This is a genomic window from Mixta sp. Marseille-Q2659 (assembly GCF_940807255.1).
In the GTDB taxonomy this organism is placed as follows: domain Bacteria; phylum Pseudomonadota; class Gammaproteobacteria; order Enterobacterales; family Enterobacteriaceae; genus Mixta.
This window is the reverse complement of sequence record NZ_CALNWY010000001.1, coordinates 136577-150171: the sequence shown is the minus strand read 5'-3', so window position 1 is coordinate 150171 and position 13595 is coordinate 136577. Positions and strand designations below refer to the sequence as shown.

Below are 13595 nucleotides of genomic sequence, written 5' to 3'. Positions count from 1 at the left end.
GTCCGGGGTTTTTCTTTAATACTTTGTATCCAGCCTTAATTCTCGCTACCCTCGTTTTTACTGCTTATCTCAAACTTCAACCCTGACGGAAGCACAATGACCGACAAGCCTGCCACCCCTGTAACTTTTGCACGTCTGTTGGATCGGGCGACACGCATTCTGGCGATGCGCGACCATAGCGAAGCGGAGTTCCGGCGTAAGATAACGCAGTCAGCAGCGCGTGCGGCCATGCGTCATGATGAACCGGCGGAAGAGATTCCGACGGAGTTGCTGGAGCAGCTCGTTGCCTGGTGTTATGAACATAGCTGGCTGGATGATGTCCGTTTTGCCCAGCGCTTTGTTATCAGCCGTAGCCGCAAAGGCTATGGCCCGCAGCGTATCCGTATGGAACTGGCGCAAAAGGGCATCGGTCGCGATCTGGCGGAGGCCGCGCTTGGCGAAGCGGAAGTCGACTGGTCAGCCCAGGCATTAGACGCTGCCGAACGTAAATTTGGCTTGCCGCTGCCGCAGGAATGGAAGCAAAAAGCCAAAGTAATGCGCTATCTACAGGCTAAAGGCTTTTTTATGGAAGATATTCAGGCTATTTATCGAAATTATGATGATTGAGTCGAGATGGGATTTTACTTCCCCCGGAAGAAAATTTATCTTATTCCCACTTTTTGTTGGTAACTCTTCACGCAGCCGTGTGGAATGCCCGCCCGGTGCCAAGGGAAGAACCTTCGTTAGCGTATTCCAGGATATTTATGAGCAAGAGTACTGCTGAGATCCGTCAAACGTTTCTCGATTTTTTCCATAGCAAGGGACACCAGGTTGTTGCCAGCAGCTCCCTCGTACCCCATAACGATCCGACGTTGCTGTTTACTAACGCCGGGATGAACCAGTTTAAAGACGTTTTCCTTGGACAAGACAAGCGCAGCTACTCGCGTGCTACCACTTCGCAGCGCTGCGTGCGCGCCGGTGGTAAACATAACGATCTGGAAAACGTCGGTTATACTGCGCGTCACCATACCTTCTTCGAAATGCTGGGCAACTTCAGCTTCGGCGATTATTTCAAAAAAGAAGCTATCGCCTTCGCCTGGGAACTGCTGACTTCGGCGCAGTGGTTTAACCTGCCGAAAGAGCGTCTGTGGGTGACCGTTTACGAAACCGATAACGAAGCCTGGGACATTTGGGCCAATGAAATTGGCGTGCCGCCAGAGCGCATTATTCGTATCGGCGATAACAAAGGCGGCGCTTACGCGTCAGATAACTTCTGGCAAATGGGTGATACCGGCCCGTGCGGCCCATGCAGTGAAATTTTCTACGATCACGGCGATCATATTTATGGCGGCCCGCCGGGTAGCCCGGAAGAGGACGGCGACCGTTACATCGAGATCTGGAATATCGTCTTTATGCAGTTTAACCGTCAGCCTGACGGGACTATGCTGCCGCTGCCTAAACCTTCGGTTGATACCGGTATGGGCCTGGAGCGTATTTCCGCGGTGCTGCAGCATGTTAACTCCAACTATGAAATCGATCTGTTCCAGAAACTGATCGCGGCGGTGGCTGAGGTTACCGGTGCCACCGATCTGAGCAACAAGTCGCTGCGCGTAATTGCGGACCATATTCGTTCCTGTGCATTCCTGATTGCCGATGGCGTTATCCCGTCGAATGAAAACCGTGGCTATGTGTTGCGCCGTATCATTCGTCGTGCGGTACGTCATGGCAATATGCTGGGCGCTAAAGGCAGCTTCTTCTATAAGCTGGTCGGCCCGCTGATTGAGGTTATGGGCAGCGCCGGTGAAGATCTGCAACGCCAGCAGGCGCAGGTTGAGCAGATTCTGAAAAGCGAAGAAGAGCAGTTCGCTAAAACGCTGGAGCGTGGTCTGGCGCTGTTGGACGAAGAGCTTGCCAGCCTGCAGAGCGATACGCTGGATGGCGAAACGGTCTTCCGTCTCTACGACACCTTTGGTTTTCCGGCTGACCTGACGGCAGACGTGTGCCGCGAGCGTAATCTGAAAATCGATGAAGCGGGCTTTGAGCAGGCAATGGAGCGCCAGCGACAGCGCGCGCGTGAAGCCAGCGGTTTTGGCGCCGATTACAGCAATGTGATCAGTATCGATTCCGCCTCAGCGTTCAAAGGTTATGACCATCTGGCGCTGAAAGCCGCCGTTACCGCGATCTATGTCAACGGCCAACCAGCAGATGAAATTACCGCTGGTCAGGAAGGCGTCATCGTACTGGACGAAACGCCATTTTATGGCGAGTCGGGCGGTCAGGTTGGCGATACCGGCATCCTGAAAGGGTTAAACGCTGAGTTCAACGTGAGCGATACGCAGAAATATGGTCAGGCTATCGGTCATATCGGCAAGCTGACGTCAGGTCAGCTGCGTATCGGCGACCGACTGGACGCGCAGGTTGATGAGGCGCGCCGGGCGCGCATTCGTCTGAACCACTCCGCCACACATTTGCTTCATGCTGCGCTGCGCCAGGTTCTGGGCGATCATGTCGGGCAGAAGGGCTCGCTGGTTAACGATAAATACCTGCGTTTCGATTTCTCGCATTCCGAAGCGATGAAGCCGCAGGAGATCCGTCAGGTCGAGGATATCGTTAATGCACAGATTCGCCGTAACCTGCCGGTAGAAACTAACATCATGGATCTCGAAGAGGCCAAAGCGAAAGGCGCCATGGCGCTGTTTGGCGAGAAATATGATGCACGTGTGCGTGTACTGTCGATGGGCGACTTTTCTACTGAACTGTGCGGCGGCACACACGCCAGCCGTACGGGTGATATTGGCCTGTTCCGCATCACCTCCGAATCGGGTACCGCAGCCGGCATACGCCGCATCGAAGCCATTACGGGCGAAGCGGCGCTGGCGCAGGTTAATGCGCAGGCTGAACAGTTACAGGATATTGCGCAGCTGGTGAAAGCGAACAGCGCGAACCTGAATGAGAAAGTGCGCGCCATGCTCGATCATGCCCGTGCGCTGGAAAAAGAGCTGCAACAGTTAAAAGATCAACAGGCGGCCCAGGAAAGTGCTTCTCTGAGCAGCAAGGCGAAAGAGATCAACGGCATCAAGCTGCTGGTCACTGAGCTGAGTAACGTTGAACCTAAGCTGCTGCGCGTCATGGTTGATGATTTGAAAAATCAGCTGGGCTCGGCAGTGATTGTCCTGGCTACGGTAGCTGAAGGGAAAGTCTCTCTGATTGCTGGCGTAACCAAAGATCTCACCGATCGTGTGAAAGCAGGCGAACTGATTGGCGCTGTGGCTCAGCAGGTCGGTGGTAAAGGCGGTGGGCGTCCAGATATGGCGCAGGCGGGTGGTACGGATGCGCAGGCCTTGCCTGACGCGCTGGCCAGCGTTGAATCCTGGGTTACCGCCAGACTATAAGAGATAACAAAGTAGTGCGGAAAGCGCCGTGGATTTACCTCCGCTGGCGCTTTTTAATGCAATCCGTACGCTGTAATAACAAAGTCAGGTTGTGGGTAATGATTTCGGCTAAACTAACTATCAGCAGAATGTATTAGCGTGACAAGATGCTTTGCTGTATTTGTCATCATCTACGTTTAGCGCTATATGATGGATAATGCCGGGGACCCGACAGGCCCGACTCTTTTAATCTTTCAAGGAGCAAAGAATGCTTATTCTAACTCGTCGAGTTGGTGAAACCCTCATGATTGGCGATGAGGTGACGGTAACGGTACTGGGCGTCAAAGGTAACCAGGTTCGTATTGGTGTGAACGCGCCAAAAGAAGTTTCAGTACACCGCGAAGAGATTTATCAGCGCATTCAGGCTGAAAAGAGCCAACCGCAATAAAGCCATTTCGAATCGTGCGCCTCGCTCTGATTGCAGCGAAGCGCAAACTTTTCTCCCATCCCGATTTATTCTTTTTCCTCCCGATTGTGAACTACCTCCTGTTTTACTGTTGATAAATCACTCTTTTTGTCGGCAAATTACGCGGATTGGGCGGCTTTTGTGCAAACGGAAATTTGTTGGGAAAAATTGTTTGACTTATAAGTCCGGGAAAGTAATATGTGCGCCACGCAGTGCCGATGAGCGAAAACAAAGTTCAGCAGCACAGTTCGCAAGAACGCGTAAGGTGAGATGGCCGAGAGGCTGAAGGCGCTCCCCTGCTAAGGGAGTATGCGGTCAAAAGCTGCATCGAGGGTTCGAATCCCTCTCTCACCGCCATTTAATGATGCATCCGTAGCTCAGCTGGATAGAGTACTCGGCTACGAACCGAGCGGTCGGAGGTTCGAATCCTCCCGGATGCACCATCTCTAAGAAGTAAAACGATACAGTATTAGCAGCCTGTGTCACGGTGAGTTGTCAGCACCCTGCGTTATACAAGAATTTGTTATGCATCCGTAGCTCAGCTGGATAGAGTACTCGGCTACGAACCGAGCGGTCGGAGGTTCGAATCCTCCCGGATGCACCATCTTCTCGAAGACATAAACGTCTTCTCTGGTATTTCTTCAGGTCGTTGCAGTTCCCTCAGTTTTTCCGATGCATCCGTAGCTCAGCTGGATAGAGTACTCGGCTACGAACCGAGCGGTCGGAGGTTCGAATCCTCCCGGATGCACCATCTTCTGATTTCCCCTTCGATTCTGTTCATTCCTTTTTTATATCTTCTGTAATCACTCCGCTCACGCTTCAGCATTATTCCATTTATCTTCTTACTTGCCCTTTGCTTCATGCTCCTGAACTCCCTGACCTTTTTCTGATTCGTAAATTCTCCAATAGATTCAAAGCATTTGCTGTTCACTGCTACCGGCGACAACCTGCATACTTTACGTTAAAGTAAAGGTGCATTTATTCATTGCCGGGAGAGGGTATGTACGAGCGCTATGATGGCCTGATTTTCGATATGGACGGTACTATTCTTGATACTGAACAAACTCATCGCCAGGCATGGCATCAGGTGCTGGGGCGCCATGGTTTATCTTTTGATGAAGAGGCCATGATTGGCCTTAACGGTTCTCCGACCTGGAAAGTCGCGCAATTTATTATCGCCAGCCACCAGGCGGATCTCGACCCTCACCAACTGGCAGCAGAAAAAACTGTGGCGGTTAAAGCCATGCTGTTTGATACCGTGCGTCCGTTGCCGCTGATTGACGTTGTCAAAACCTGGCATGGGCGTAAGCCGATGGCGGTTGGAACGGGCAGTGAACATGCAATGGCCGATGCATTATTAACGCATCTTAATCTGCGCCACTATTTTGACGTTATCGTCGGTGCCGATGATGTACCGCGCCATAAACCTGAACCAGATACTTTTCTGCGCTGTGCCGCGCTAATGGGCGTCGCGCCAGAAAAGTGCGTCGTGTTTGAAGATGCTGATTTTGGTCTGCAGGCAGCGGAAGCGGCCGGTATGGATGCGGTGGATGTCCGCCTGTTGTGAATGACATCCTGAGTTACGGTTCGTTATTTACCAGTAGCTTTTTGAGCGCCACGCTGCTTCCCGGTAGCTCTGAGGTGCTGCTGGTAACGTTACTACTGGCAGGGAAAACGCCGGCATTAGGTTTGATTTTTGTCGCAGCCGTGGGGAACACGCTCGGCGGATTAACGAATGTAGTCATTGGTCGCTTGTTGCCGCCAAAGCAGGGGCGATGGCATGACACAGCAATGGCGTGGTTGCGCCGGTTTGGTCCTGCGGCACTGTTATTCAGCTGGCTACCGCTGATTGGCGATCTGCTGTGTGTCCTTGCTGGCTGGTTGCGTTTCTCATGGCTGCCGGTAGTGCTGTTTCTGGCTATCGGTAAGACCCTGCGTTACGTAGTGGTAGCGACCGCGACTTTACAGGGCATGGCGTGGTGGCATTGATTCACCCTGAATCGGGGCTACGGTTAACATTATGCTAAACAAAAATAAATTATTCTCTGAGCGGGAGGTCACTTTGATCCCGGACGTATCACAGGCGCTTTCCTGGCTGGAAGCTCACCCTGACGCCCTGAAAGGTATTGGCCGCGGCATTGAGCGTGAAACGCTACGTGTCAGGCCTGACGGCAAATTAGCTACAACCGACCATCCAGCGCACCTTGGCGCGGCGTTGACCCATAAATGGATCACTACCGATTTTGCTGAATCGCTGCTTGAGTTTATTACGCCGGTCGATCGCGACATCGATCATCTGTTAGCGTTTCTGCGTGATATTCACCGTCACGTTGCGCGCGAACTGGGTGAGGAGCGCATGTGGCCTTTTAGCATGCCTTGCGTGATTGAAAGCAGCGATGTTATCCAGCTGGCCCAATATGGCAGCTCTAACATCGGCCGCATGAAAACGCTGTATCGCGAAGGGTTGAAAAATCGCTATGGCGCATTAATGCAGACCATTTCCGGCGTACATTATAACTTCTCGCTGCCGCTCTCTTTCTGGCAGGCCTGGGCAGGCGTAAAAGATACCGAAAGCGGTAAAGATGCGATCTCTGCGGGCTATTTACGGTTAATTCGTAACTACTATCGCTTTGGCTGGGTGATTCCCTATCTCTTTGGCGCGTCGCCCGCTGTTTGTTCCACTTTCCTTCAGGGGAAAGAGAGCAGCTTGCCTTTCGAACGCAACGAGCGCGGTATGCTTTGGCTGCCTCACGCGACATCGCTGCGCTTAAGCGACTTGGGTTATACCAATAAATCTCAAAGTAATCTCGGTATCACCTTTAATACGCTGGACGGCTATGTCGAGGCACTGAAAAAGGCAATCAAAACGCCGTCTGAAGAATATGCGCGCATGGGCGTAAAAGATGAAGAAGGGCGCTGGCTGCAGCTGAATACCAACGTATTGCAGATTGAAAACGAGCTGTATGCGCCGATTCGGCCTAAGCGTGTTACGCGTTCAGGCGAAGCGCCGTCTGATGCGCTGGCGCGCGGCGGCATTGAATATATTGAAGTGCGTTCGCTCGATATTAACCCTTTCTCGCCGGTTGGCGTTGATGAAACCCAGGTGCGCTTCCTCGATCTGTTCCTGATTTGGTGTACTCTTGCGGACGCGCCGGAAATGAGCAGCGCCGAGCTACAATGCGCGCGTAAAAACTGGAATCGTGTCATTCTGGAAGGGCGTAAGCCGGGGCAAACCATTGGCATGGGCTGTGAAGATGCACGCCAGCCGTTGGATGTGGTTGGCAAAGCACTGTATGCCGATCTGAAACGTGTGGCGGAAGTGCTTGATAGCCAATCCGGTTCGCCTGATTACCAACAAGTTTGCGATCGGTTAGTCGCTTCTTTCGACGATCCTGAACTAACTTATTCAGCACGTATTTTACAAGCGATGCTGGATAACGGGATCAGCGGAACCGGTCTGGCGCTGGCCGAGCAGTATCGTCAGATGCTGACGGAAGAACCGCTACAGGTGCTGAGCGCAGAAGATTTTACCCAGGAAGCGCTACGTTCGCGCAATGCGCAACAGGAGCTGGAAGCGGCGGATAAGCTGAGTTTTGAAGCGTTTCTGGCGAGCAAGAAAGGGTAGAAAAGAAAAAGGCCACATCACTGTGGCCAAATTAACATCTCTGTTGTCAGGGATGATGATAACAAATGCGCGTCTTTCACTTATTCAGACGCACGGCGAACCGAAAAGTTTCATCGTTCACAAAAAAATTTTTAGCTGAGGTAACGATATGCCATTACTGGACAGTTTTACCGTCGATCATATGCGTATGGCCGCACCGGCAGTTCGCGTAGCGAAAACCATGAACACTCCTCATGGCGATACCATCACTGTATTTGACCTGCGTTTCTGCGTGCCAAATAAAGAAGTGATGCCAGAGCGCGGTATACACACGCTGGAACACCTGTTTGCAGGTTTTATGCGTAACCATCTGAACGGTGACGGCGTGGAAATTATCGATATTTCACCCATGGGCTGCCGTACCGGTTTTTATATGAGCCTGATTGGCACGCCGGCTGAGCAGCGCGTTGCTGACGCCTGGAAAGCGGCAATGAATGATGTTCTGAAGGTCAACGATCAGAACCAGATCCCGGAACTCAATGAATATCAGTGCGGCACTTACCAGATGCACTCACTGGATGAGGCGAAAGATATCGCGCGTCACATCCTGGAGCATGACGTGCGCGTTAACCATAACGAAGAGCTGGCGCTGCCGAAAGATAAACTGAAAGAGCTGGAAATTCACTGATTGGCACGGACAAAAAAGGGTCGCATCGGCGACCCTTTTTATGTCTGGATTATTCTCTTTGGCGGTAGCGTCGCGCGTCTTCAGGCTGGCTTACGATCCCACGCTGGCTTTCAGCGGCTGTTGCGGCGTCACTCTGACCTGCTTCACCCTGTTATCCTGCACGTCCAGAATATCGACGTCATAGTCTTCTATCTGAATTCGGGTACCCGGCAATGGAATCTCTTCAAGTTCTTCCAGCAGCATTCCGTTAATCGTGCGCGCTTCTTCCTGAGGCAAATGCCAGTTAAAGGCTTTGTTAATTTCCCGCACGTTTGCGCTGCCTTCAATCAATACCGAACCATTGCTTTGCGGCATCACCTCTTCAGCCAGCGAAGGCGACATTGAGGTGGTAAAATCCCCGACGATCTCTTCAAGAATATCTTCGATAGTGACCAGCCCTTTAATATCGCCGTACTCATCTACCACCAGTCCGACCTTTTTCTTGTTGCGCTGGAATTTAACCAGCTGCATGTTAAGCGGCGTCCCTTCCGGCACATAGTAGATCTCGTCCGCGGCGCGCAGCAGGTTCTCTTTCGTGAACTCTTTCTTCTCGGTCATCATGCGCCAGGCCTCACGTACACGCAGCATGGCTACGGCATCGTCCAGTGAATCCCGGTACAGGACGATACGGCCATGCGGAGAATGCGAAACCTGACGTTCAATCGATTTCCAGTCATCGTTGATATTGATGCCAACGATCTCATTACGCGGAACCATAATGTCATCAACATTAACTTTCTCTAAATCCAGCACCGACAACAGCATTTCCTGATGGCGGCGGGAGATCTGCGAACGTGATTCGTAAACCAGCGTGCGCAACTCATCTTTATTTAGCGCCGAGCTGATGGAGCCGTCAGATTTGATGCCGACCATACGCATCAGCAGGCGAGTAATAGTGTTCAACAGCCATACCAGCGGCATCATGATAATTTGCAGCGGGCCCAGCAGCAGGCTGCTGGGATAGGCAACTTTTTCCGGGTAGAGCGCGGCAATGGTTTTTGGCAGGACTTCGGCAAAAACCAGGACGGCAAATGTCAGCACGCCGGTCGCAATAGCCACGCCGGCATTGCCGTATAAACGCATGCCCAGAATCGTCGCCAGCGACGAGGCGAGAATATTCACCAGGTTATTGCCGATCAGCACCAGGCTTATCAGGCGATCGGGACGGCGCAGCAGTTTTTCAACGCGACGGGCGCTGCGGTTGCCGTTTTTGGCTCTGTGCCGCAGCCGGTAACGGTTAAGTGTCATCATGCCGGTCTCGGAACCGGAAAAGTAAGCCGAGACCAGAATCATCACAATCAGCGTAATAATCAGAGTGGTGGTTGAAACGTGTTCCAACGCGAAATCCTTGTGGTCAATCAGTGGGTAAGCAGATGCTGTAAAACGCGACTGCCGAAGTAAGACATGGTCAACAGCAGCGCGCCGCCGCAGTTAAACCAAACGACGCGGCGTCCACGCCAGCCTTCATGATAGTGTCCCCAGAGCAAAACGATATAAACAAACCAGGCCAAAATCGACAGCACTGCCTTATCGACATTCTCCGGCGAAAACAGATTCTTCATATAAAACAGGCCGGTGCAGAGAACCAGCGTCAGCAGCACGACGCCAACCTGAGTAATATGAAACATTTTGCGTTCAATCGTCATCAACGGGGGGATATCGTTGCTGAAGGCGAGACGCTTATTTTTCAGTTGGTAATCTATCCAGGCCAGTTGCAGCGCGTATAGCGCGGCGATAATCAACGTGGCGTAGGCAAAAAGCGCCAGTCCAATATGAATCATCATGCCGGGCGTCGTTTCCAGATGCGTAATAAACGCATTCGGCACAAAGGTCGCGAAGGCGAGATTAATCAGCGCAAAGCTGTAAACAATCGGCAGCAGCAGCCAGCCGCGATTACGCGACGCGACAATAGTCATAATAATGCAAATCAGCAGGCTGACCAGCGATGCAATGTTTAGCAGGCTAAGATTTTGTGCGCCATTGACGAAAATGCGCTGCTGTAACGCAACCGCATGAGCCGCCAGCGCCAGCGTTGCCGAAAGCACGGCCATTCGTCGCCAGGCGCCGTTATTCCGCAGCAGGCTGGGAATAATCAGGGCAAGGCTAAATGAGTAGGCAAAGAGCGCCAGAATCGCAAAAGCAGACATAGAGTGTGGTCAAATACCGGAAAGATGAAGAAAAACGCAGTATAGCGCCAGCCAGAGTTTGCTCCAAACGTTCTCATTGTCGATTGCAGAGATCGGTAAGGCTTCGTGTTATAATCCGCCGCATTGTGTCGCCCAGGCGGCTCTGTATTATGTTGAGCGAGAGACAATGTTTGATAATTTAACCGATCGATTGTCGCAAACCCTGCGAAATATCAGCGGCCGCGGAAGGCTGACCGAAGAGAACGTCAAAGAAACCCTGCGCGAAGTGCGGATGGCGCTGCTGGAAGCGGACGTTGCGCTGCCGGTGGTCCGTGAATTTATTAACCGCGTAAAAGAGCGCGCGGTAGGGCACGAAGTTAATAAGAGCCTGACGCCAGGTCAGGAGTTTATCAAGATCGTGCGTAATGAGCTGGTTGAAGCGATGGGTTCAGAAAACCATGCGCTTAACCTGGCCGCGCAGCCGCCAGCCGTGGTGCTGATGGCGGGCTTGCAGGGCGCCGGTAAAACCACCAGCGTCGGTAAGCTGGGTAAGTTCCTGCGTGAAAAGCACAAGAAAAAAGTGCTGGTTGTTTCTGCCGACGTTTATCGCCCGGCGGCGATTAAACAGCTGGAAACGCTGGCGCAGCAGGTTGGCGTTGATTTCTGTCCATCCGATCTGAGTCAAAAACCGGTTGATATCGTCAACAACGCGCTAAAAGAAGCAAAGCTAAAATTCTACGATGTGCTGCTGGTGGATACCGCCGGTCGTCTGCATGTGGATGAAGCGATGATGGACGAAATCAAACAGGTACACGCCGCGATTAATCCGGTGGAAACCCTGTTTGTGGTCGATGCCATGACTGGTCAGGATGCGGCGAATACCGCGAAAGCCTTTAACGAGGCGCTGCCGTTAACCGGCGTGATCCTGACTAAAGTCGACGGCGATGCTCGTGGCGGCGCCGCGCTGTCCATTCGTCATATCACCGGCAAGCCGATTAAGTTTATGGGCGTCGGCGAGAAAACCGAGGCGCTGGAGCCGTTTTATCCCGATCGTCTTGCCTCACGTATTCTTGGCATGGGCGACGTGCTGTCGCTGATCGAGGATATAGAAAGTAAGGTTGACCGCGCGCAGGCTGAAAAGCTGGCTAATAAGCTGAAGAAAGGCGACGGTTTCGACCTGAACGACTTCCTGGAACAGCTGAAGCAGATGCGCAATATGGGCGGCATGGCCAGCCTGATGGGCAAGCTCCCCGGCATGGGCCAGCTGCCCGACAACGTTAAGTCGCAGATGGATGACAAAGTGCTGGTGCGCATGGAGGCGATGATTAACTCCATGACGCGCAAGGAGCGTGAAAAACCTGAGATTATCAAAGGTTCACGCAAACGTCGTATCGCTGCCGGTTCCGGGATGCAGGTGCAGGATGTCAACCGCATGCTGAAGCAGTTTGACGATATGCAGCGCATGATGAAAAAGATGAAAAAGGGCGGTATGGCGAAAATGCTGCGCGGAATGAAGGGCATGATGCCGCCGGGCTTTCCGGGGCGTTAAGCTGTTTCATTGTAAAGTCCCGAAGGGTTGCTCAGTTTAGATTGCTTTTTGCGCCAAAATGAGTAAAATTTTCGGGCTTTTTATACGACACCCGGGCCCCGTTCCTCGATGGGGCCCGGTTGTTTTATTAACTGAAGAGGATGTTATGGTAACAATTCGTTTGGCACGTCACGGCGCGAAAAAGCGTCCGTTCTATCAGGTTGTCGTTACTGACAGCCGTAACGCACGCAATGGTCGTTTCATTGAGCGTGTAGGCTTCTTCAACCCGATCGCATCTGGTCAGGCTGAAGCGCTGCGTCTGGACCTGGATCGTATTGAACACTGGGTTGGCCAGGGTGCAACGCTGTCCGATCGCGTTAACGCGCTGATCAAAGAAGCTAAAAAAGCAGCTTAATCTGTCACGGTGGTTAGCATGAGCAAACAACTCGCCACACAGCCTCCCGTTAATCCCGTCACGCTGGGGAAAATGGGAGCGGCCTACGGCATTCGTGGTTGGCTCAAAGTGTTTTCTTCCACCGAAGATGCCGACAGCATCTTTGACTACCAGCCCTGGTTCATTCAACGCGCCGGTAAATGGCAGCAGATTGAGCTGGAAAGCTGGAAGCACCACAATCAGGACATCATCATCAAAGTCAAAGGCATTGATGATCGTGATGCGGCGGCTCAGTTGACTAACTGTGAAATTTTAGTCGACTCCGCGCAGTTGCCGGAGCTGGAAGAGGGTGATTACTACTGGAAAGACCTGATGGGTTGCAAGGTAGTTACTACTGACGGCTATGAAATGGGTAAAGTCATTGATTTGATGGAAACCGGTTCAAACGACGTACTGGTCGTTAAGGCAAACCTGAAAGATGCGTTCGGTGTGAAAGAGCGGTTAATTCCGTTTCTTGATGAACAGGTTATCAAGAAAGTCGATCTCACTACCGGCACCATTGAAGTAGATTGGGATCCTGGTTTTTGACCTCCGAACAAAACGGTAATCCAACGGCGAACTCTATGTGGATTGGTGTTATTAGCCTGTTTCCAGAGATGTTTCGTGCAATTACCGATTACGGGGTAACTGGCCGGGCAGTAAAAAATGGCCTGCTCAGCGTTCAGAGCTGGAGTCCTCGTGACTTCACGCACGACCGGCATCGCACCGTGGACGATCGTCCCTACGGCGGCGGTCCGGGAATGCTGATGATGGTACAACCCTTGCGGGATGCCATCCACGCAGCGAAAGCAGCGGCGGGAGAGGGCGCTAAGGTGATTTATCTGTCACCTCAGGGGCGCAAACTCGATCAAGATGGAGTTTGCGAACTGGCGACGCAGCAGAAATTAATTCTGGTATGCGGTCGCTACGAAGGGATCGATGAGCGCGTGATCCAGACTGAAATCGATGAAGAATGGTCGATTGGGGATTACGTTCTCAGCGGCGGTGAGCTGCCAGCAATGACGTTGATTGATTCCGTCGCCCGGTTTATACCTGGCGTACTGGGCAAGCAGGCGTCAGCCGAGGAAGATTCGTTTTCCGAAGGGTTGCTGGACTGTCCTCACTATACCCGTCCTGAAGTGTTGGAAGGGCTGGAGGTTCCGTCAGTATTGCTGTCGGGCAACCATGCTGAAATTCGCCGCTGGCGCCTGAAACAGTCGCTTGGCCGTACCTGGCTTAGAAGACCTGAACTTCTGGAAAACCTGGCTCTGACTGAAGAGCAAGCAAAGTTGCTAAGCGAGTTCCAACGGGAATTCAATGCGCAACAAAACGATGATGCGGAAGGCTAGCCTTCCGATACG

13 protein-coding genes and 4 tRNA genes are annotated in these 13595 nt (G+C 52.4%); 15 read left to right on the top strand and 2 right to left on the bottom strand.

The features are described from left to right. Nucleotides 1-96 precede the first annotated feature (96 nt). The 11 genes from P3C52_RS00725 (at nt 97) to luxS (ending at nt 8108) form a co-directional block, all read left to right on the top strand. The gene (locus P3C52_RS00725) at nt 97-606 is read left to right on the top strand and encodes a regulatory protein RecX (RefSeq protein ID WP_275553322.1); all 510 of its coding nucleotides are present in this window, start codon (nt 97-99) and stop codon (nt 604-606) included. A 137-nt stretch (nt 607-743) separates the two neighbouring features. Beyond that, nucleotides 744-3371 carry an alanine--tRNA ligase gene (gene alaS, locus P3C52_RS00720; protein ID WP_275553321.1) on the top strand — a complete coding sequence of 876 codons (2628 nt, stop codon included), beginning with the start codon at nt 744-746 and terminating at the stop codon, nt 3369-3371. A gap of 247 nt (nt 3372-3618) precedes the next feature. Further along, nucleotides 3619-3798, top strand: a complete 180-nt coding sequence (gene csrA / locus P3C52_RS00715; protein ID WP_038624529.1) for a carbon storage regulator CsrA — start codon at nt 3619-3621, stop codon at nt 3796-3798. Nucleotides 3799-4080: 282 nt separating this feature from the next. Beyond that, nucleotides 4081-4173 (top strand) — tRNA-Ser (locus tag P3C52_RS00710). A 9-nt stretch (nt 4174-4182) separates the two neighbouring features. Next, nucleotides 4183-4259, top strand: a tRNA-Arg gene (locus tag P3C52_RS00705). An 84-nt stretch (nt 4260-4343) separates the two neighbouring features. After that, nucleotides 4344-4420: transfer RNA gene (locus P3C52_RS00700), tRNA-Arg, on the top strand. A gap of 70 nt (nt 4421-4490) precedes the next feature. Beyond that, nucleotides 4491-4567: transfer RNA gene (locus tag P3C52_RS00695), tRNA-Arg, on the top strand. Nucleotides 4568-4816: 249 nt separating this feature from the next. Further along, the gene (yqaB, locus tag P3C52_RS00690) at nt 4817-5383 is read left to right on the top strand and encodes a fructose-1-phosphate/6-phosphogluconate phosphatase (protein ID WP_275553320.1); all 567 of its coding nucleotides are present in this window, start codon (nt 4817-4819) and stop codon (nt 5381-5383) included. Continuing rightward, a complete protein-coding gene (locus P3C52_RS00685; RefSeq protein ID WP_275553319.1) occupies nt 5380-5805 on the top strand; it encodes a YqaA family protein in 426 nt (141 codons plus the stop codon). Before yqaB ends, P3C52_RS00685 begins: the two co-directional genes overlap by 4 nt. A 31-nt stretch (nt 5806-5836) precedes the next feature. Beyond that, a complete protein-coding gene (gshA, locus tag P3C52_RS00680; protein WP_275553318.1) occupies nt 5837-7441 on the top strand; it encodes a glutamate--cysteine ligase in 1605 nt (534 codons plus the stop codon). Nucleotides 7442-7589: 148 nt separating this feature from the next. Next, complete coding sequence (luxS, locus tag P3C52_RS00675) at nt 7590-8108, top strand: S-ribosylhomocysteine lyase (RefSeq protein WP_275553317.1); 519 nt, start codon at nt 7590-7592, stop codon at nt 8106-8108. Between the two features lie 90 nt (nt 8109-8198). Here the strand turns inward: luxS and P3C52_RS00670 are convergent, their stop codons facing one another. Together P3C52_RS00670 and P3C52_RS00665 are read right to left on the bottom strand one after the other, a co-directional pair. Next, entirely contained in the window at nt 8199-9485 is a 1287-nt protein-coding gene (locus P3C52_RS00670) for an HlyC/CorC family transporter (protein WP_275553316.1), read from the bottom strand. Nucleotides 9486-9505: 20 nt separating this feature from the next. Then, nucleotides 9506-10294 (bottom strand): inner membrane protein YpjD, encoded by a 789-nt coding sequence (locus tag P3C52_RS00665; RefSeq protein ID WP_275553315.1) that lies wholly within the window; start codon nt 10292-10294, stop codon nt 9506-9508. Nucleotides 10295-10460: 166 nt separating this feature from the next. Here P3C52_RS00665 and ffh point away from each other — a divergent pair, with 166 nt between their 5' ends. The 4 genes from ffh to trmD all read left to right on the top strand — a co-directional run bounded on the left by ffh (nt 10461) and on the right by trmD (nt 13583). After that, a complete protein-coding gene (gene ffh / locus P3C52_RS00660) occupies nt 10461-11822 on the top strand; it encodes a signal recognition particle protein (RefSeq protein WP_275553314.1) in 1362 nt (453 codons plus the stop codon). Nucleotides 11823-11967: 145 nt separating this feature from the next. Beyond that, a complete protein-coding gene (rpsP, locus tag P3C52_RS00655) occupies nt 11968-12216 on the top strand; it encodes a 30S ribosomal protein S16 (RefSeq protein ID WP_033739514.1) in 249 nt (82 codons plus the stop codon). Nucleotides 12217-12234: 18 nt separating this feature from the next. After that, the gene (rimM, locus tag P3C52_RS00650) at nt 12235-12783 is read left to right on the top strand and encodes a ribosome maturation factor RimM (RefSeq protein ID WP_275553313.1); all 549 of its coding nucleotides are present in this window, start codon (nt 12235-12237) and stop codon (nt 12781-12783) included. A gap of 35 nt (nt 12784-12818) precedes the next feature. Further along, nucleotides 12819-13583 carry a tRNA (guanosine(37)-N1)-methyltransferase TrmD gene (gene trmD, locus P3C52_RS00645; RefSeq protein ID WP_275553312.1) on the top strand — a complete coding sequence of 255 codons (765 nt, stop codon included), beginning with the start codon at nt 12819-12821 and terminating at the stop codon, nt 13581-13583. Nucleotides 13584-13595 lie beyond the last annotated feature (12 nt).

Coding starts and splice junctions, on each gene's coding strand:
- P3C52_RS00725 (WP_275553322.1), top strand. CDS start 97: ATGACCGACAAGCCTGCCACCCCTGTAACTTTTGCACGTCTGTTGGAT.
- alaS (WP_275553321.1), top strand. CDS start 744: ATGAGCAAGAGTACTGCTGAGATCCGTCAAACGTTTCTCGATTTTTTC.
- csrA (WP_038624529.1), top strand. CDS start 3,619: ATGCTTATTCTAACTCGTCGAGTTGGTGAAACCCTCATGATTGGCGAT.
- yqaB (WP_275553320.1), top strand. CDS start 4,817: ATGTACGAGCGCTATGATGGCCTGATTTTCGATATGGACGGTACTATT.
- gshA (WP_275553318.1), top strand. CDS start 5,837: ATGCTAAACAAAAATAAATTATTCTCTGAGCGGGAGGTCACTTTGATC.
- luxS (WP_275553317.1), top strand. CDS start 7,590: ATGCCATTACTGGACAGTTTTACCGTCGATCATATGCGTATGGCCGCA.
- P3C52_RS00665 (WP_275553315.1), bottom strand. CDS start 10,294: ATGTCTGCTTTTGCGATTCTGGCGCTCTTTGCCTACTCATTTAGCCTT.
- ffh (WP_275553314.1), top strand. CDS start 10,461: ATGTTTGATAATTTAACCGATCGATTGTCGCAAACCCTGCGAAATATC.
- rpsP (WP_033739514.1), top strand. CDS start 11,968: ATGGTAACAATTCGTTTGGCACGTCACGGCGCGAAAAAGCGTCCGTTC.
- rimM (WP_275553313.1), top strand. CDS start 12,235: ATGAGCAAACAACTCGCCACACAGCCTCCCGTTAATCCCGTCACGCTG.
- trmD (WP_275553312.1), top strand. CDS start 12,819: ATGTGGATTGGTGTTATTAGCCTGTTTCCAGAGATGTTTCGTGCAATT.